At 56.8% G+C, this 17,633-nt stretch carries 18 protein-coding genes; 6 read left to right on the plus strand and 12 right to left on the minus strand.

Annotation, left to right across the window (positions count from 1 at the left end):
* Positions 1–52: 52 nt before the first annotated feature.
* The 3 genes from QOT07_RS22625 to QOT07_RS22635 are packed head-to-tail and all read right to left on the minus strand — an operon-like array spanning position 53 to position 1,616.
* Positions 53–460, minus strand: a complete 408-nt coding sequence (locus QOT07_RS22625; RefSeq protein WP_099063573.1) for a VOC family protein — start codon at positions 458–460, stop codon at positions 53–55.
* A gap of 47 nt (positions 461–507) precedes the next feature.
* Positions 508–1,176, minus strand: coding sequence for a glutathione S-transferase family protein (locus QOT07_RS22630; protein WP_219017090.1), 669 nt, complete (start codon positions 1,174–1,176; stop codon positions 508–510).
* Positions 1,173–1,616, minus strand: a complete 444-nt coding sequence (locus tag QOT07_RS22635; protein WP_283603946.1) for a lipocalin-like domain-containing protein — start codon at positions 1,614–1,616, stop codon at positions 1,173–1,175. Before QOT07_RS22635 ends, QOT07_RS22630 begins: the two co-directional genes overlap by 4 nt.
* Before the next feature lie 211 nt (positions 1,617–1,827).
* Between QOT07_RS22635 and bhsA the strand changes: the two genes are divergently transcribed.
* Complete coding sequence (gene bhsA, locus QOT07_RS22640; protein ID WP_099063576.1) at positions 1,828–2,088, plus strand: multiple stress resistance protein BhsA; 261 nt, start codon at positions 1,828–1,830, stop codon at positions 2,086–2,088.
* Between the two features lie 56 nt (positions 2,089–2,144).
* Here the strand turns inward: bhsA and QOT07_RS22645 are convergent, their stop codons facing one another.
* Entirely contained in the window at positions 2,145–3,062 is a 918-nt protein-coding gene (locus QOT07_RS22645) for a LysR family transcriptional regulator (protein WP_207977294.1), read from the minus strand.
* A 129-nt stretch (positions 3,063–3,191) separates the two neighbouring features.
* Here QOT07_RS22645 and QOT07_RS22650 point away from each other — a divergent pair, with 129 nt between their 5' ends.
* A complete protein-coding gene (locus tag QOT07_RS22650; RefSeq protein ID WP_219017092.1) occupies positions 3,192–3,941 on the plus strand; it encodes a 3-oxoacyl-ACP reductase family protein in 750 nt (249 codons plus the stop codon).
* A gap of 83 nt (positions 3,942–4,024) precedes the next feature.
* Positions 4,025–5,575: an MltF family protein gene (locus QOT07_RS22655; protein WP_283603947.1), complete on the plus strand. Its 1,551-nt coding sequence runs from the start codon at positions 4,025–4,027 to the stop codon at positions 5,573–5,575.
* Positions 5,576–5,653: 78 nt separating this feature from the next.
* On the opposite strand, the gene ssb1 is transcribed toward QOT07_RS22655, so the two are convergent.
* Positions 5,654–6,199, minus strand: coding sequence for a single-stranded DNA-binding protein SSB1 (gene ssb1 / locus QOT07_RS22660; protein ID WP_099063580.1), 546 nt, complete (start codon positions 6,197–6,199; stop codon positions 5,654–5,656).
* Positions 6,200–6,476: 277 nt separating this feature from the next.
* Between ssb1 and uvrA the strand changes: the two genes are divergently transcribed.
* Positions 6,477–9,308 (plus strand): excinuclease ABC subunit UvrA, encoded by a 2,832-nt coding sequence (gene uvrA / locus QOT07_RS22665; protein ID WP_099063581.1) that lies wholly within the window; start codon positions 6,477–6,479, stop codon positions 9,306–9,308.
* Positions 9,309–9,530: 222 nt separating this feature from the next.
* Positions 9,531–10,583 carry an NAD(P)-dependent alcohol dehydrogenase gene (locus tag QOT07_RS22670; RefSeq protein WP_099063616.1) on the plus strand — a complete coding sequence of 351 codons (1,053 nt, stop codon included), beginning with the start codon at positions 9,531–9,533 and terminating at the stop codon, positions 10,581–10,583.
* A 33-nt stretch (positions 10,584–10,616) separates the two neighbouring features.
* Here the strand turns inward: QOT07_RS22670 and maa are convergent, their stop codons facing one another.
* The 5 genes from maa to QOT07_RS22695 all read right to left on the minus strand — a co-directional run bounded on the left by maa (position 10,617) and on the right by QOT07_RS22695 (position 13,993).
* Positions 10,617–11,174, minus strand: coding sequence for a maltose O-acetyltransferase (maa, locus tag QOT07_RS22675; protein ID WP_272931549.1), 558 nt, complete (start codon positions 11,172–11,174; stop codon positions 10,617–10,619).
* A 166-nt stretch (positions 11,175–11,340) separates the two neighbouring features.
* The gene (locus tag QOT07_RS22680) at positions 11,341–11,694 is read right to left on the minus strand and encodes an MmcQ/YjbR family DNA-binding protein (RefSeq protein ID WP_012147137.1); all 354 of its coding nucleotides are present in this window, start codon (positions 11,692–11,694) and stop codon (positions 11,341–11,343) included.
* A gap of 4 nt (positions 11,695–11,698) precedes the next feature.
* A complete protein-coding gene (locus QOT07_RS22685; protein ID WP_017894193.1) occupies positions 11,699–12,115 on the minus strand; it encodes a secondary thiamine-phosphate synthase enzyme YjbQ in 417 nt (138 codons plus the stop codon).
* A gap of 135 nt (positions 12,116–12,250) precedes the next feature.
* Positions 12,251–13,444 carry an amino acid aminotransferase gene (locus QOT07_RS22690; protein WP_219017095.1) on the minus strand — a complete coding sequence of 398 codons (1,194 nt, stop codon included), beginning with the start codon at positions 13,442–13,444 and terminating at the stop codon, positions 12,251–12,253.
* Between the two features lie 81 nt (positions 13,445–13,525).
* Positions 13,526–13,993, minus strand: a complete 468-nt coding sequence (locus tag QOT07_RS22695; RefSeq protein WP_099063584.1) for an Lrp/AsnC family transcriptional regulator — start codon at positions 13,991–13,993, stop codon at positions 13,526–13,528.
* Between the two features lie 214 nt (positions 13,994–14,207).
* Here QOT07_RS22695 and QOT07_RS22700 point away from each other — a divergent pair, with 214 nt between their 5' ends.
* Positions 14,208–14,975, plus strand: coding sequence for a transporter substrate-binding domain-containing protein (locus tag QOT07_RS22700; RefSeq protein WP_099063585.1), 768 nt, complete (start codon positions 14,208–14,210; stop codon positions 14,973–14,975).
* Between the two features lie 42 nt (positions 14,976–15,017).
* Here the strand turns inward: QOT07_RS22700 and alr are convergent, their stop codons facing one another.
* A complete protein-coding gene (alr, locus tag QOT07_RS22705; RefSeq protein ID WP_099063586.1) occupies positions 15,018–16,097 on the minus strand; it encodes an alanine racemase in 1,080 nt (359 codons plus the stop codon).
* A gap of 17 nt (positions 16,098–16,114) precedes the next feature.
* Positions 16,115–17,539, minus strand: coding sequence for a replicative DNA helicase (dnaB, locus tag QOT07_RS22710; RefSeq protein ID WP_085119722.1), 1,425 nt, complete (start codon positions 17,537–17,539; stop codon positions 16,115–16,117).
* Between the last annotated feature and the right edge of the window lie 94 nt (positions 17,540–17,633).

The following is a 17,633-nucleotide window of genomic DNA, read 5'->3' on the forward strand; positions in this document are numbered from 1 at the left end:
TGTCACATAGGTAAATCTGATGGGAAAGCCCCCCGAACGGAGGGCAAAAGGGTTACTGAGCCTGTGCAGCTTTTTCATCCATGTACATCAGTTCCCAGATATGACCGTCCAAATCCTGGAAACCGTGGCCGTACATAAAGCCGTAATCTTGTGGCTGGTTATAGGTGTTGCCCCCGGCGGCGATCGCCTTGCGCACCAGAGCGTCCACCGCGGCCCGATCGGGCTGCGACAGGCACAGCAAAACCTCGGTCGCCTTCCTGGCGTCGCTAATCGGATTCGGGGTGAACATTTTGAATTTGTCGTGGGTCAGCAGCATCACATAGATACTGTCGCTGACCACCATGCAGGCGGCGGTGTCATCGGTAAACTGTGGGTTGAAGCTAAAGCCCAACTGGGTGAAAAACGCCACCGATGCGGGCAGATCGCCCACCGGCAGGTTAACAAAAATTTGCGTAGCCATGGGCTACCTCCGATGAAGGTTGACCTCATCGAGTATAGCCCATTCCCTCAGCTCAGCAGGTCATAAGGCCCCCCCTGTTCAAGCGCCCGCTGGTAGGCCGGGCGTGTATGAATGCGCTGCAGATAACCGCGCAGCTTAGGGCAACCGTCCAATGCACCGCGTGCCGCCATTGCTTCCAGTGGGAAACTCATCTGGATATCCGCCGCGCTGAACTCGTTGCCGACAAACCAGGTACTTTTGTTCAGGTGCTGTTCCAGATAGTCGCAATGCGGCGCGATCTGCTTATCCAGATACTCCCGCTGTACCCCTTTGCCAATGGCCCCCGCCACCGGCCGCAACAACCAGGGGATCGGCGGTTGCCCCAGCCGGCTAAAGACCAGTTTCATCACCAGCAGCGGCATTAGCGAACCTTCGGCATAATGCAGCCAATATCGGAACTGCTGACGGGCGTGGTAGTCCGTCGGCATAAACTGCCCCTGTGCATCATAGGCTTCCTGCAGGTATTCAATAATGGCGCCGGACTCCGCCAGCGTCAGATCGCCATCGACGATTACCGGCGACTTGCCCAGCGGATGGATCTTCTTCAACTCCGGGGGTGCCAGCATGGTTTGCGGATCGCGCTGGTAGCGCTGCACCTGATAGGGCACATCCAACTCTTCCAAAAACCACAGGATGCGTTGCGAACGTGAGTTATTCAGATGGTGAACAGTGATCATAAGGTGGCTCCTATCCGCTGCCACACCAGTTCGCCGATCTGCACGCCGTTGCCAAGCTGTAGCGGTACAGTGCGAAGCTGGAGGCGATCGCCGGTGAAATGATAAAAACGCACCTGTCGGCTACCGATCCAATTGGGGAACGAGCTGCCTTCAACCTGGTGCACTATCCGCTGGTCGCTCTCATCCACCTGATAGCGACCAAAATAACAAATCATATTGATAAAAGCGGCGTGGGTTTCCTGCCCGGTGCCCTGCGCCAGATCGTCGGCGGCAAAGCGTGGCCGGGTGGCGCTGTAGAGCTGCGCCGCCATGGTGCCATTGGGCTCGTAGTTAATGCGACCCAACACCTGCTCGCCCAGCGGGTGATTGACCTTGCCGTCTTCCCCTTTGAACACAGAAGATACCAATGACCAGCTACCGATAAACACGTTGACTGACATGCCATTTGCTCCTTTAAGGATATTACTGCCCTAAAGGGTAGTGGCGAATTTTGCCGCACGCCAGCGGGAATAACTGCGCTCAAAAATAAGTCAATTTATTTGATGGAGATTATCAAAACTCTCCGATTTTCTATTCAATCGCTTCAGCCTATTATCTATCACATCGAGAGGGAACAACCTCTCACCTAAAAAATACCCTGAGGATTGAATCATGAAAAACATCAAAATTTTTGCTACTGCTCTGCTGCTAACTACCGCCTCTTTCGCCAGCGTTGCTGCCGATCAGCCGACTAACCAACCTGCGGCTAATGCCCAGAAAATCGGTGTGGTGTCCGTTAGCGGCGCTTCTAACCTGAGCGCACTGGAAACTGAACTGGCCAACAAAGCCGCAGCATCAGGCGCCAACTCTTACCGTATCATCTCCGCCGGTGGCCAGAACAAACTGTACGGCACCGCAGAAATCTTCAACTGATCGTCAGACAGTCAACTGACGGAAGAATGAAGCCCCGAAAGGGGCTTTTCTCGTTTCTAACGCGCGTCAAAGCGTGTCGCCAGCTTTTGCAGACGGAATTGTTCGGTGATGTAATCGACAAATACCCGAGTTTTGGTCGGCAGGAATTTGGTGGTGGGGAAGTACAGGCGCACGCTACCGCGATCGACATACCAGCCAGGCAAGACTCGCACCAGGCGACCACTCTCCAGATAAGGCAAGGCGTTCGGCATGCTGATCAGCGCAATGCCCAGCCCCATTTCGGCAGCCCGTGCCGCCGCTTCCGGCTCATTGACCGTCATTTTTATCGTCATGGTCGGCGCGCGCTGCTCGTTATCCGCATTGCGCAGCGGCAGATTACGGATGCGCCCGGTTTGCGGTGAGCGAATAAAAATACCCGCATGACTCGCCAACTGTTCCGGCTGCTGAAGCGGCGAATGTTGTTGCAGATACGCCGTCGAAGCCACCAGCACGCCGTGTGCCGGTGCCAGTTCGCGGGCGATCATCCCCTGCGCCAGCTCGATGCCGCCGCCGATTGCCGCGTCAAAATGCTCGCCAATCAGATCGACCTGACGATTATCAAAATGCCAGTCTGGAACAATCGCCGGATAATGGGCCAGGAAGTCCGGCAGCATCGGCAAGACAAAATGCAGGCCGAAAGCGGTGCCCATGCTGACCTTCAGTGTGCCCGCCGCGACCCCACCGCTACTGCTCAGGCCTTTCAAGGCGCACTGGATCGACAGCAATCCCCCGCTGACTTCCTGCAAAAAACGTTCACCCTCTTCGGTCAGGGTCAATTTGCGCGTATTGCGCTGGAATAGCCGCACCCCCACCAACGACTCCAGTTTGGTGACGTTCTTCCCCACCGCCGCAGAACTGATCCCCAGCTTGCGGCCGGCGGCAGAAAAACTGCCACTCTCTGCGCTACTGACAAAGCACTCCAGATGCCCGAGCATGATTTATCCCGTCGATTTCAAACCATTGGTTTAAGCTGATTATAGCTCTTTGTGGCTAGTTCCCAATCCGCGTTTCTCCGATACTGGACCGGTAGCTTTATTAACCTAATCCCACTCTGGAGAAACATCATGTCCGCAACTCTCTCTCTGCAAGGCAAAGTCGCATTCATTCAGGGCGGTTCACGCGGTATCGGTGCCGCCATCGCCAAACGCCTGGCGCGCGAAGGTGCCGCCGTGGCATTTACCTATGTCGCCTCTGCCGATAAAGCCAACGCACTGGTCAGCGAAATCACTTCTGCCGGCGGCAAGGCTTTGGCCATCAAGGCCGACAGTGCCGATGCCGCGGCTCTGCAGCAGGCGGTACGCCAGGCAGTAAACAGTCTGGGCAATCTGGATATTTTGGTGAACAACGCCGGTGTGCTGGCCATGGGCAGCACCGAAGAACTGCCGCTGGAAGATCTGGACCGTACGCTGGCGGTTAACGTACGCAGCGTGTTCGTCGCCAGCCAGGAAGCGGCGCGCCATATGAATGACGGTGGCCGCATCATCAATATTGGCAGCACCAACGCCGAACGTATGCCATTTGCCGGTGGCGCGGTGTATGCAATGAGCAAATCTGCGCTGGTCGGTCTGACCAAGGGTATGGCTCGCGATCTCGGCCCGCGCGGCATTACCGTCAATAACGTGCAGCCCGGCCCGGTAGATACCGATATGAACCCGGCCAACAGCGATTTTGCCGAGCAGTTGAAAGCGATGATGGCGATCAGCCGTTACGGCAAGGATGAAGAGATTGCCAGCTTCGTCGCCTACCTGGTTGGCCCTGAGGCAGGTTATATCACCGGTGCCAGCCTGAGCATTGACGGCGGCTTCTCGGCTTAATATTCCCAGATAGTTAAAAAGCCCCTCTCGGGGCTTTTTTAGTTTGACTACAATGAAAAGACGCACCATTCGGAGTGTCTTCCATGAATGCCTTCTCTTCTCAACGATTGCTAGTCGCCTGCCTGGCGTGTATCACGGCCCTGCTGTTCGTCAGTTCGGTGCATGCTGCTCCGGTGAAGGCAAAGCCGCCGGCGCAGGAGGAGCGAGAGGCACTGGAAGTCAAAATGGACGACATCATGCAGCCCTGGAAAGGAGATTTGCCCGGCATGCTCGATCGACGGGTGATCCGGGTGTTGACCACCTACAGCAAAACCTTTTTCTTCACCGTCAAGGGCACTCAGCGTGGCCTCACCCATGACATATTTATCGAGTTCGATCGCAACCTCAATCTCAAGTTGGCGAAGGATAAAAAGCTCAAACAACGCCATCTGAAGGTGCGCATCATCTTTGTGCCGGTAGCGCGCGATCAGCTACTCACGGCACTCAACGAAGGCAGAGGTGACATCGTTGCTGCCAACCTCACGGTCACTCCCGCACGTCAGGAACGGGTGGCCTTCACCACGCCTCTTTACCCGAAAGTTCAGGAACTGCTGCTCTCTGGCCCCGCGTCGCCGAAGGTAGAAAACCTGGAGCAACTCTCCGGCAAGACGGTGTTTGTGCGTTTTTCATCGAGCTATCACGAAAGCCTGCTGGCCCTTAACGCGCGCTTTGCCAAAGAGTCACTTCCGCTCATGACCCTGGAGGCGGCTCCTGAATCGCTCGAAGATGAAGACCTGATAGAGATGCTGAACGCCGGTCTGATCCCGCTGATCGTGGTCGATCGCCACAAGGCTCTGTTCTGGAAACAGGTTTTCCCCAAAATTCAGGTGCACGAAAATGTGGTGCTGCGTGACGATGCCAACATCGCCTGGGCCGTTCGCAAGGAGAGTCCGCAGTTGCTCGCCCTGCTTGATGACTTCGTCAAGGACAACCGCCAGGGCAGCAAATTGGGCAACACCCTCCTGCTGCGCTACCTGAAGAGCGCCAAATATGTCAAAAATGCGGCGGCAGAGAGAGAACGCAGCAAAATGCTGGCGCTGGTAGACATTTTCAGAAAATACGGCGACCAATATGATGTCGACTGGCTGCTGATGGTGGCTCAGGGTTATCAGGAGTCGCGCCTCAACCAGTCGGTCCGTAGCCGGGTCGGTGCCATCGGGGTGATGCAAGTGATGCCGAGCACCGGTAAGGAACTGAAAGTCGGTGACATCCGCAAGCTGGACCCCAATATCAATGCCGGGGTGAAATACATGCGCTGGATGATTGATCGCTACTACGCTGACGAACCTATGACCCCCCTCGACAAAGTGCTGTTCTCGTTTGCCTCCTACAACGCCGGACCGGCCCGTATCGCCCGTTTGCGAACCGAAAGCGAGAAGCGCGGTTTTAATCCCAATGTCTGGTTTGGCAACGTGGAATACCTGGCAGCCGAGCGGATCGGGGCCGAGACAGTGACCTATGTCAGTAACATCTATAAGTACTACATCGCCTATCGCCTCATCATGGACGAGCAGGGCCGCAAACAGCTGGCGATGGATAAAACCAGGAGTGCGCCGGCACCAGAAAAGGCCAAAGGCGCCCCCGTCGAGCCGTGACTCTGGCGTGAAAGCGCTATCCCTTAAATACAAAAAAGCCCCTTTCGGGGCTTTTTCATGGCTTCAGACAACCTGATATCAGAAAGGAATATCGTCGTCGAAGTCCATTGGTGGTTCGTTGCTGCTGGCTGCCGGCGCGTTGTTCTGCGCTGGGCGAGCCTGCTGGCCACCGCTGAACTGGTTGCCACCTTGTGGCTGCTGAGGTTGACCCCAACCGCCCTGGCCGCCCTGAGCACCGGAAGCCTGGCCGCCGCCTGCAGGTGCGCCGCCGCCTTGACGGCCGCCCAGCATCTGCATGGTGCCGCCAACGTTCACAACGATCTCAGTGGTGTATTTTTCTACGCCAGCCTGATCGGTCCATTTACGGGTCTGCAGAGCGCCCTCGATGTACACCTGGGAACCTTTACGCAGATATTCGCCCGCCACTTCAGCCAGCTTGCCGAACAGCACCACGCGGTGCCACTCGGTCTTTTCTTTCTGCTCGCCAGTCGCCTTGTCACGCCAGCTTTCGGAGGTTGCCAGGGTAATGTTGGCCACTGCGCCGCCATTCGGCATGTAACGGACTTCTGGGTCTTGGCCCAGATTCCCGACCAGAATTACTTTGTTTACGCCTCTGCTGGCCATGAGAACTCTCCTGATGATTGATTTTTACACAGTATAAACGAGTAAGTTTAACACGCTCAGCCCGAAACGACACCCGTGTTGATAACTGCGTATTGTATTCCAGAATTGTCCTTTCTATCGACTTGGTTGCATTCGTGTACTGGATATTCATTCAGGTTTTTTTGTGTCATAATTATGCGTTTCGTACTGGCTGTGCCGGTTTTTTGCGCGTTTGATCACAAAATCGCCCGTAAATCACCCAGACAGGCGCGGTGTATCATCAAGACGGGAAGTGTAAATGGACAATATCGAAGTTCGTGGTGCTCGAACCCATAATCTCAAAAACATCAACCTGATTATCCCGCGTGACAAGCTGATCGTCGTCACCGGTTTGTCCGGTTCAGGCAAGTCCTCGCTGGCCTTTGATACTCTGTATGCCGAAGGGCAGCGTCGCTACGTCGAGTCGCTCTCCGCCTATGCACGCCAGTTCCTTTCGCTGATGGAAAAACCGGATGTCGACCACATTGAAGGTCTGTCACCGGCAATCTCCATTGAGCAGAAATCGACCTCACATAACCCGCGATCCACGGTCGGTACCATCACCGAGATCCACGATTATCTGCGCCTGCTGTTTGCCCGCGTCGGTGAGCCACGCTGCCCGGAGCACCATGTGCCGCTGGCGGCGCAAACCGTCAGCCAGATGGTGGACAACGTGCTCAACCAGCCGGAAGGCAAACGCCTGATGCTGCTGGCCCCGGTGGTGAAAGACCGCAAGGGTGAGCACACCAAAACGCTGGAAAACCTGGCGACCCAGGGCTACATCCGTGCGCGTATCGACGGCGAAGTCTGCGATCTTTCCGATCCACCAAAGCTGGAGTTGCAGAAGAAGCACACCATCGAAGTGGTGGTCGATCGCTTCAAGGTCCGTGACGATCTGTCACAGCGCCTGGCGGAGTCCTTTGAGACTGCGCTGGAGCTGTCCGGCGGCACTGCGGTAGTGGCTGATATGGACGATACAAAAGCCGATGAGCTGCTGTTCTCCGCCAACTTTGCCTGCCCCATCTGCGGCTACAGCATGCGCGAACTGGAGCCACGGCTGTTCTCGTTCAACAACCCGGCCGGTGCCTGTCCGACCTGTGACGGCCTGGGGGTACAGCAGTTCTTCGATCCGGAGCGTGTGGTACAGAACCCCGAGCTTTCGCTGGCCGGCGGCGCGATCCGCGGCTGGGATCGCCGTAATTTCTATTACTTCCAGATGCTGCGTTCACTGGCAGAGCATTACGCATTCGACGTCGAAGCGCCGTTCAACAGCCTGGATGCCAACGTGCAGAAAGCGGTGCTGAGCGGCTCCGGCAAAGAAACCATCGAATTCAAATACATCAACGATCGCGGTGACACCACCGTGCGCCGCCATCCGTTCGAAGGCGTGTTGCACAACATGGAGCGCCGCTATAAAGAGACCGAATCGAGCGCGGTGCGTGAAGAGCTGGCGAAGTTTATCAGCAACCGTCCTTGCGCCTCGTGCCACGGCACCCGCCTGCGTGAAGAAGCGCGTAACGTGTTCGTTGAAGACACCACGCTGCCGGAAATCTCCGATCTGAGCATCGGCCACGCCATGACCTTCTTCCAGAACATGAAGCTCAGCGGCCAACGCGCCCAGATTGCCGAGAAAGTGTTGAAGGAAATTGGCGATCGCCTGAAGTTCCTGGTGAACGTCGGCCTGAACTACCTGTCACTGTCACGCTCGGCGGAAACCCTGTCCGGCGGTGAAGCACAGCGTATCCGTCTGGCCAGCCAGATTGGCGCCGGTTTGGTGGGCGTGATGTACGTACTGGACGAGCCGTCAATCGGCCTGCATCAGCGCGACAACGAACGCCTGTTGGAAACGTTGATCCATCTGCGCAACCTCGGTAACACGGTGATCGTGGTAGAGCATGACGAAGATGCCATCCGCGCCGCCGATCACGTGATCGACATCGGCCCCGGTGCTGGTGTACACGGCGGCCAGGTGGTGGCAGAAGGCACCGTCGAAGACATCATGGCGCAGCCGGAGTCACTGACCGGCCAGTTCCTCAGCGGCAAACGCGAGATTGCCATTCCTGAGCAGCGCGTGCCGGCCGATCCGACCAAGGTGCTGAAAGTGAGCGGTGCGCGTGGCAACAACCTGAAAGACGTGACGCTGACACTGCCGGTGGGGCTGTTTACCTGCATTACCGGGGTTTCCGGCTCGGGCAAGTCAACGCTGATCAACGACACGCTGTTCCCGATCGCCCAGCGCCAGCTCAACGGTGCCACCCTTGCCGAACCGGCCCCGTTCCGCGAAGTGACCGGCCTGGAGCATTTCGACAAGGTGATCGACATCGATCAAAGCCCGATCGGTCGTACTCCGCGATCTAACCCGGCGACCTACACCGGTATCTTCACCCCGGTGCGTGAACTGTTCGCCGGCGTACCCGAGTCGCGCAGCCGCGGCTACAACCCGGGTCGTTTCAGCTTTAACGTTAAGGGCGGCCGCTGCGAAGCCTGCCAGGGCGACGGTGTGATCAAGGTGGAAATGCACTTCCTGCCAGACATCTACGTGCCGTGCGACCAGTGCAAAGGCAAACGCTATAACCGTGAAACGCTGGAAGTGAAATACAAAGGCAAAAGCATTCACGAAGTGCTGGAGATGACCATCGAGGAAGCACGCGAATTCTTCGACGCAGTCCCGGCGTTGGCGCGCAAGCTGCAAACCTTGATGGAAGTCGGCCTGTCGTACATCCGTCTCGGCCAGTCGGCGACCACGCTGTCCGGCGGTGAGGCGCAGCGCGTCAAACTGGCCCGTGAGCTGTCAAAACGCGGGACCGGCCAAACGCTGTATATCCTGGATGAACCGACCACCGGTCTGCACTTCGCCGATATCCAGCAACTGCTGGCGGTGCTGCATCAACTGCGCGATCAGGGCAATACCATCGTGGTGATTGAGCACAACCTGGACGTGATTAAAACCGCGGACTGGATTGTCGACCTGGGGCCGGAAGGCGGCAGCGGCGGCGGCGAGATCCTGGTTGCCGGTACGCCGGAAACCGTGGCCAACTGTGAAGCTTCGCATACCGCACGCTTCCTCAAGCCGTTACTGAAGAAGAAATAATCCCTGCCCGGCGGGCCGTTCCTGTGACGGCCCGCGCTATTCCCTGTTTCGCTCAAATTGAACAGAAACAGGCAAGATTTAGACATTTTCAGGCATTTCCCTCCCCGCTCGCAGCTTTTATCATCAATGTTCCCTCTGTGGCCACCTGCTGTATTCAGGCCGCGTCTCACCGGCATCCTGCTGCCGGAAGCCATGCCCTACCTACTGATGACTGGAGTGACCATGAACATTACGCACGCCTATGCCGCGCACGACGCCAAGTCCGCGCTGGTTCCTTTTGATTACACGCCGCGCGTCCTGCGCGACCACGATGTACAAATCAACGTTCTGTTCTGTGGCGTTTGCCATTCTGACTTGCACCAGGCCCGCAACGAATGGAGCAACACGATTTTCCCGGTGGTGCCCGGCCACGAAATTGTTGGCCGCGTGAGCGCCGTCGGCAACCATGTTTCACGTTATCAGGTCGGCGATTTGGTCGGCGTGGGTTGCATGGTGGATTCCTGCCGTAGCTGTCCGAGCTGTGAGGAAGGGCTGGAGCAATACTGTGAAAACGGCTTTACCGGCACCTATAACGGTCAGGATCGGCAAACCGGCGCCATCACCTACGGTGGCTATTCAACCGCGATGGTGGTGGATCAGGACTTTGTACTGCGGGTGCCGGAAAATCTCGATCCGGCCGGTGTAGCACCGCTGCTGTGCGCCGGTATCACCACTTACTCCCCGTTGCGCCAATGGGGTGCCGGTCCCGGTAAAAAGGTCGGCATCGTGGGTCTCGGCGGGCTGGGGCATATGGGCGTCAAATTGGCCCGGGCGATGGGCGCACATGTGGTGCTGTTCACTACCTCTCAGTCCAAAGTGGAGGACGCCAAGCGCCTCGGAGCCCACGAAGTGGTGATCTCCCGCAACCCGGAAGAGATGGCGCAGCACACCAACAGCTTCGACTTTATTCTTAACACGGTGGCCGCCCAGCACGATCTGAACCCGTTCCTTAACCTGCTGCATCGCGACGGCACCCTGACGCTGGTCGGTGCGCCGGAACACGACCATCCATCACCGCAGGTGTTTAACCTGATTATGAAGCGCCGCCGCATCGCCGGTTCGCTGATTGGCGGTATTGCAGAGACCCAGGAGATGCTGGATTTCTGTGGTCAGCACGGCATTACCTCAGACATCGAACTGATCCCGATGCAGCAGATCAACCAAGCCTACGAACGGATGCTGAAAAGCGACGTAAAATACCGTTTCGTGGTGGATATCAACTCGCTGCGAGCCTAAGTCCCCGGGCGCCAGCACGGCGCCCGATTTTTTTTACAGCTGTTTAATCACCCGTGCCGGGTTACCACCGACCACGCAGTTGGCCGGAACGTCTTTAGTGACCACCGCACCGGATGCCACCACCACGTTATCCCCCAGAGTCACGCCCGGATTAATCACCGCCCGGCCGCCAATCCACACGTTATCGCCAATGTGCACCGCTTTGCCGAACTCCGCCCCGCCAACGCGGGTTTCCGCATCCAGCGGATGGGTAGCGGTATAGATATGCACTCCCGGTGCCAGCATGCAGTTATCACCGATATGCACTTCACACACGTCGAGGATCACGCAGTCAAAATTGGCGTAGAAGTTTTTACCCAGGAAAATGTTGTAGCCGTAATCGCAGCGGAACGTCGGCTCTATAGTTCCTCCCTGATACCGGCCCAGCAGCTCGGCCAACCCCTGTTTACGCAGGTCAGTCTCGTCCGGGGAAGAATGGTTGTAATGGTGTACCAACTGGCGTGCTCGTTTGCGCTCGCTGCGCAGTAACTCGTCACCGGCGTCATACAGCTCACCGGCAATCATCTTGCGTTTCTCTTCACTCATGGCCATCTGACGGCATCCTTTGGTCTGGTGGTTTATCGAGTATAAAAGCCTAGCCGTTTCCGGCAGACAATCAACGGGGAACGTTCCCATTATTGAGTCGCGATCACAATTTGGCCGACAAAAGAAAGGATGAGTCATGGGAAAAGGCAGGCGACACGCCTGCCCTCAATGCTTAAGCGCGCAGTTCCTGGCGCACGTGGTCAGGTAACCCTTCAAGCACCAGCTGATATGAACTGTCGATCAGGGTATAAAACTGCGAGTTCGGCAGGTTGCCGTCGAGAAACACCGTATTCCAGTGCGCTTTGTTCAGCCGCTCGCAGGCGACAATCTCCGGATGGTGTTCCCGCAGGCTTTCCGCCAGTTCCGGACTGGATTTTACCGCCAGCGCCGGTCGCCCTTGCACCTCGCACACCATGGCGAACATCACGTCGCCGACCTTGATCTGACTGGCCTGCCATTGGTTCTGGTCGCTCTGTTCCGCGCCCGGCTTCGCCATGCAGTATTCCAGCAGTGCTGTGTTATTCATTGGGTTATTCCCCCTGTAACGTGGCCACAACACGGCGTGAACCGCCGTGAATGCGGTGCTCCCCCAGCCAAATTCCCTGCCATGTGCCCAGCATCAGTCGCCCGTGACCGACAGGCAGCGTCAAGGACGTGCCCAACAGAGAGGATTTGATGTGTGCCGGCATGTCGTCCGGCCCTTCATAGTCGTGCTGATAGGGTGCGTTCTCTGGCACCTGACGCAAGAAATGCTGCTCCATGTCGGCTCGCACCGTAGGATCGCAGTTCTCGTTCAGCGTCAGCGAGGCCGAGGTATGTTGCAACAACAGATGCAACAGGCCAGTTTGCAGGCGGTGTAAGTGGGTTAGCTGGTCGGTAATCTCTTCGGTAACCAGATGAAAACCACGCGCTTTTGCGCTGAGGATTAGCGTTTGCTGATGCCACATGAGTGAGCGCCCCTCAATCAGTATATTCTCTATCCAGTTTGCGGCAACTCCGGCGGCAAACCGACAACAAAAAAGGGAGCGATATCGCTATCGCTCCCTTCGCATTACGATGAACGTTAATTCACCCTAACAATATTACTGCACTGCGGCAAACGCCTCGGCCACCTGGTGCACGTTGTTATGGTTCAGGCCGGCCATGCAAACACGACCGCTGTGGATCAGGTACACGCCGAACTCTTCACGCAGCCGATCAACCTGTGCCGCGCTGAAGCCGGTGTAGCTGAACATGCCGCGCTGTTCCAGCAGGTAATCGAAGTTACGCTGTGGCAGAGCAACTTTCAGCGCTTCCACCAGCGTTTTGCGCATCTCGAGGATGCGGGTGCGCATGGTTTCCACTTCTGCCAGCCACTGGGCTTTCAGTTGCGTATCGTTCAGCACCTTCGCCACCACCTGCGCACCGAAGTTCGGCGGGCTGGAATAGTTGCGACGTACCGTGGCCTTCAGTTGGCCCAGTACGCGCCCGGCCGCCTCTTCGCTTTCGCAAACCACCGACAGGCCGCCAACGCGTTCGCCATACAGCGAGAAGATTTTCGAGAACGAATTGCTCACCAGGCATGGCAGACCGGCGGCGGCGATAGAGCGAATGGCGTAAGCATCTTCATTAATGCCGCCGCCAAAGCCCTGATAGGCGATATCGAGGAACGGGATCAGTTCACGTTCAGCGATCACCTTGACCACTTCATCCCACTGAGCATTGGACAAGTCAGAGCCGGTCGGGTTATGGCAACACGGGTGCAGCAGCGCGATACTGTGCTTCGGCAGTTGTTTCAACGCGCTCAGCATGGCGTCAAACTTCACGCCCAGGCTTTCACTGTCGAAGTACGGATAGGTGTTCACCTTGAAGCCGGCACCGCCAAAGATGGCAATGTGGTTTTCCCAGGTCGGATCGCTGACCCACACCTGCGAATCCGGGAAGTAGCTTTTCAGGAAGTCGGCACCGACTTTCAGCGCGCCAGAACCGCCCACGGTCTGAATGGTGGCGATGCGGCCTTGTTGCAACATCGGGTGCTCGGCACCGAACAACAAGTGCTGAATGGCAGTACGGTAAGGCAGCAGGCCTTCCATCGGCAGGTATACTGACGCGCCGTGATCCACGCTATTCAGCTGCGCTTCCGCTGCGGCCACCGCTTTCATCTGCGGGATAATGCCCTGCTCATCATAGTAAAGGCCGATACTCAGGTTAACCTTGTGCGCACGGGGGTCTTTTTTGAATTTTTCCATCAGCGACAGGATCGGATCACCTGCATAGGCATCAACGTTCTGGAACACGGGTTGTTCTCCTGGATTATTGTGGGTCGGGCACAGCGTTATGTTCCTAATATAGACGGAAAACGGCGATCGGTTTTAGCTTTATCTCGCCACCGGCAGCAAACCATTTTCCTTGATTCGATTGAGCACCACCGCCGTTTTGATATGCGCCACGCTTTTGTGCCGCGAGAGCGTCTGGCTGATCAGGTCATCCAGCGCCGGCAGGTCCGCCACCGCCACCTTCAGCAGATAATCGGCATCGCCGGTAGTTTTATAGGCGTCAAGAATAGCGTCCACTTCTTCCAGCATCTGGTGGAAACTGTCGATCTGCTCCTGGCCGTGTTGGGTCAGGCTGACTTCTATCAGCCCCACCAGCCCCAGCCCAACGGCTTCCGGTGCCAGCCGTGCATGATAGCCGCGGATCAGCTGCGCCTGCTCCAGGCTGATGCGCCGCCGGGAACACTGGGAAGCCGACAGCCCCACCAGATCGCTCAGTTCCTGATTGGTCAGGCGACCATTGGCCTGTAACAGCGTCAGGATTTTCATATCAAAATCGTCAATGTTGTACATAGCCACCTGTAAACTGTGTTAATAAATGTTGACGTTACAGCCTATCAGTTTTTTGACTGTGGATACCCTTCCCCCGCCGAGGTTGTGAAGCGCACAGCAGCAATGCCGAACGTTTCCACCTGCTAATGGCATAAAAAGTGGGTAACTCGCGCAAGTCAGCAACAATGAACGGCTAAAGCGCGCATAAAACCACGAATGTATAAAAAGGACGCCGATGAAAAAGTTATTACCTCTCGCACTGCTGATAGCCGCCGGGAGCGCCAGCGCCCAATCGCACCTGGATAAGGTGATACAACAAGGCGCACTGGAAGTGTGCACCACCGGTGATTACAAGCCCTACACCTTCCTGAAAGAAGACGGCAGCTATGAAGGCATTGATATCGACATGGCGGAATCGCTGGCCAAGAGTCTGGGAGCCAAGGTGAAATGGGTGAAAACCAGTTGGAAAACCCTGACGCCGGATTTTGTTGCCGGTAAATGCGACATTGCCATGGGCGGTATTTCCGTCACGCTACAGCGGCAAAGGCAGGTGTTCTTCGCCGACATGCTGGATACCGACGGCAAGATCCCGCTGGTGCGCTGCACCGACGTGAAGAAATACCGCACCATCGACCAGATCAATAAACCCTCCGTGCGCCTGCTGGAGCCGGCGGGTGGTACCAATGAAGCCTTCGTGCATGCCTATCTGCCCAAAGCCAAGCTGACATTGACCCATGATAACGTGGGGATTTTCCAGCAGTTGGTCGACAAGAAAGCCGATGTGATGATCACCGACGCCTCCGAGGCGCTGTATCAGCAAAAACGTTATCCAAAGCTGTGCGCGGTTAATCCCAAAAAACCGATGCAGTACGGCGAGAAGGCCTACATGCTGCCGCGTGATGATTTGAGCTGGAAACTCTATGTGGATCAGTGGCTGCACCTGTCCAAAGCGACCGGTGAGTATCAGAGCATTATCGATCGGTGGTTGGCGGTAAAGAAGTAACGCGTTAATGATTGGGACCGGCAGGCGCCGGCCCCTCACAGACTATTCGCCGATGTATTCCATCGACACACGCTGCGTCAGTTTGGTAATCAGTTCATAAGCGCTGATGCCGGTGCAGTCGGCAATACGTTCAACCGGCAACGCCTGGCCCCACAGCACCACTTCATCGCCGACCTTGTCGGTAGCATCCGGCCCGAGATCGACCGACATCATGTCCATCGACACCCGACCCACGATCGGCACTTCACGGCCGTTAAGCCATACCGGTGTCCCCGTAGGTGCACTGCGCGGATAGCCGTCACCGTAACCCATGGCCACCACGCCCAAACGGGTATCGCCTGCGCTGATCCAGGTGCCGCCGTAGCCCACCGACTCACCGGCCTTGTGCTCGCGCACCGCGATCAGGTTGGATTTAAGCGTCATGGCCGGTTGCAGGTCGTACTGACAGCCTTTGGACCCTTCCATCGGCGAGACGCCGTACAGGATAATACCTGGACGTACCCATTCATTGTGCGCATCCGGCCACAGCAGGGTTCCCCCGGAGGCGGCGATCGAACGCTGCCCCGGTTTACCGGCGGCAAAGCTTTCAAAACACTGCATTTGTTTCAGCGTGGTATCAGACTCAGGTTCATCGGCGCGACTGAAGTGACTCATGATATTAACCGGCTGCACCACGTTACGGCAGGCGCTCAGACGTTGGTAGAACGCCTCGGCCTGTTCCGGACGCACGCCCAGGCGATGCATGCCGGTATCCAGCTTCATCCACACCGGTACCGGCCGCGCCAGCGTAGCCTGTTCCAGCGCTTCAAGCTGTTCAATGCTGTGTACCGCGGTTTCGATATTATTGGCTACCAATACCGGCAGATCTTCGGCGGAGAAAAAACCTTCCAGCATCAGGATCGGTTTGACGATGCCGCCGGAGCGCAGCATCAGCGCCTCGCCAATGCGCGCCACGCCGTAGCAGTCGGCGTCTTGCAGGGTGTGCGCTGTTTCCAGCAGGCCATGTCCATAAGCGTTTGCTTTCACAACGGCAATCAGGCGACTTTGTGGCGCCTGACGGCGCACCTGTTGCAGATTATGTCGCAGAGCGCGGCGGTCGATTACAGCGGTTGCCGCTTTCATTTCACTTCCTTAGCTGATTATTCGTCATCATATTGTGGTCCCGCGTAGTTATCGAAACGCGACCACTGGCCGTTAAAGGTCAGGCGTACGGAACCGATTGGACCGTTACGTTGCTTACCCAGAATAATTTCGGCAATCCCTTTCAGATCGCTGTTCTCGTGATAAACCTCATCACGGTAGATGAACATAATCAGGTCGGCATCCTGCTCGATGGAACCGGACTCACGCAGGTCGGAGTTGACCGGGCGCTTGTCGGCACGCTGCTCCAGGCTTCGGTTCAACTGCGACAGCGCCACCACCGGCACCTGCAGTTCTTTCGCCAGCGCCTTCAGCGAGCGAGAGATTTCGGCGATTTCCAGCGTACGGTTGTCGGACAAGGACGGCACGCGCATCAGCTGCAGGTAGTCGATCATAATCAGGCTCAGACCGTCATGCTCGCGGAAAATACGCCGCGCACGGGAGCGAACTTCGGTGGGTGTCAGGCCAGAGGAGTCATCAATGTACATATTGCGCTTCTCCAGCAGGATGCCCATGGTGCTGGAAATACGCGCCCAGTCCTCGTCATCAAGCTGGCCGGTACGGATGCGCGTTTGGTCTACGCGCGACAGCGACGCCAGCATACGCATCATGATCTGGTTGCCTGGCATCTCGAGGCTGAAGATCAGCACCGGTTTTTCCTGCGTCATCGCGGCGTGTTCACACAGGTTCATGGCGAAGGTGGTTTTACCCATCGAAGGACGGGCGGCGACGATGATCAGATCCGATTTCTGCAAACCGGCGGTTTTCTTATTGAGATCCTGGTAGCCGGTATCTACCCCGGTGACACCGTCGTGCGGCTGCTGATACAGCTGTTCGATACGCGCAACGGTATCTTCCAGGATGCGCTCGATGCCTTTCGGGCCTTCATCTTTACTGGCGCGGTTTTCCGCGATTTGGAACACCCGGGATTCGGCCAGATCGAGCAGATCCTCACTGCTGCGGCCCTGCGGATCGTAACCCGCATCGGCGATCTCATTAGCCACTGAGATCATTTCACGCACTACCGCACGTTCACGTACGATATCTGCATAAGCACCGATGTTGGCAGCACTTGGGGTGTTTTTCGATAATTCAGCCAGGTAAGCGAAACCGCCGACGGAATCCAGTTCTCCCCGCTGTTCCAATGATTCGGACAGGGTGATCAGATCGATCGGTCGACTCATTTCCAGCAGGCGCTGCATCTCGGTAAAGATCAGGCGGTGCGGGCGACTGAAGAAATCGTTGGAGACTACGCGTTCCGACACGTTGTCCCAGCGTTCGTTATCCAGCATCAAACCGCCCAACACGGACTGTTCCGCCTCCAGCGAATGTGGCGGCATCTTCAGCCCTTCCATCTGGCGATCTCGTGGGCGATCTCTGGCTTCGTCTGCGTTTGTTCTGTTGGTTGGTTTTTTTCCTGCCATGAAACGTATTCTTTATCCGGTGGCGAAGGGAGGATCCTGACGCGAGAGTATACGTGATTTTTATCTGTGATTCCTGCGCATAACCGATGCAAAA

This window comes from Serratia proteamaculans (assembly GCF_949794035.1).
GTDB classification, from domain to species: Bacteria; Pseudomonadota; Gammaproteobacteria; order Enterobacterales; family Enterobacteriaceae; genus Serratia; species Serratia proteamaculans.

Excerpts from the sequence above, each read along its gene's own strand:
- QOT07_RS22655 (WP_283603947.1), top strand. The coding sequence starts at position 4,025 with ATGAATGCCTTCTCTTCTCAACGATTGCTAGTCGCCTGCCTGGCGTGT.
- dnaB (WP_085119722.1), bottom strand. The coding sequence starts at position 17,539 with ATGGCAGGAAAAAAACCAACCAACAGAACAAACGCAGACGAAGCCAGA.
- QOT07_RS22650 (WP_219017092.1), top strand. The coding sequence starts at position 3,192 with ATGTCCGCAACTCTCTCTCTGCAAGGCAAAGTCGCATTCATTCAGGGC.
- QOT07_RS22625 (WP_099063573.1), bottom strand. The coding sequence starts at position 460 with ATGGCTACGCAAATTTTTGTTAACCTGCCGGTGGGCGATCTGCCCGCA.
- QOT07_RS22635 (WP_283603946.1), bottom strand. The coding sequence starts at position 1,616 with ATGTCAGTCAACGTGTTTATCGGTAGCTGGTCATTGGTATCTTCTGTG.
- QOT07_RS22645 (WP_207977294.1), bottom strand. The coding sequence starts at position 3,062 with ATGCTCGGGCATCTGGAGTGCTTTGTCAGTAGCGCAGAGAGTGGCAGT.
- ssb1 (WP_099063580.1), bottom strand. The coding sequence starts at position 6,199 with ATGGCCAGCAGAGGCGTAAACAAAGTAATTCTGGTCGGGAATCTGGGC.
- QOT07_RS22670 (WP_099063616.1), top strand. The coding sequence starts at position 9,531 with ATGAACATTACGCACGCCTATGCCGCGCACGACGCCAAGTCCGCGCTG.
- QOT07_RS22700 (WP_099063585.1), top strand. The coding sequence starts at position 14,208 with ATGAAAAAGTTATTACCTCTCGCACTGCTGATAGCCGCCGGGAGCGCC.
- maa (WP_272931549.1), bottom strand. The coding sequence starts at position 11,174 with ATGGCCATGAGTGAAGAGAAACGCAAGATGATTGCCGGTGAGCTGTAT.
- alr (WP_099063586.1), bottom strand. The coding sequence starts at position 16,097 with ATGAAAGCGGCAACCGCTGTAATCGACCGCCGCGCTCTGCGACATAAT.
- QOT07_RS22685 (WP_017894193.1), bottom strand. The coding sequence starts at position 12,115 with ATGTGGCATCAGCAAACGCTAATCCTCAGCGCAAAAGCGCGTGGTTTT.
- uvrA (WP_099063581.1), top strand. The coding sequence starts at position 6,477 with ATGGACAATATCGAAGTTCGTGGTGCTCGAACCCATAATCTCAAAAAC.
- bhsA (WP_099063576.1), top strand. The coding sequence starts at position 1,828 with ATGAAAAACATCAAAATTTTTGCTACTGCTCTGCTGCTAACTACCGCC.
- QOT07_RS22695 (WP_099063584.1), bottom strand. The coding sequence starts at position 13,993 with ATGTACAACATTGACGATTTTGATATGAAAATCCTGACGCTGTTACAG.
- QOT07_RS22630 (WP_219017090.1), bottom strand. The coding sequence starts at position 1,176 with ATGATCACTGTTCACCATCTGAATAACTCACGTTCGCAACGCATCCTG.
- QOT07_RS22680 (WP_012147137.1), bottom strand. The coding sequence starts at position 11,694 with ATGAATAACACAGCACTGCTGGAATACTGCATGGCGAAGCCGGGCGCG.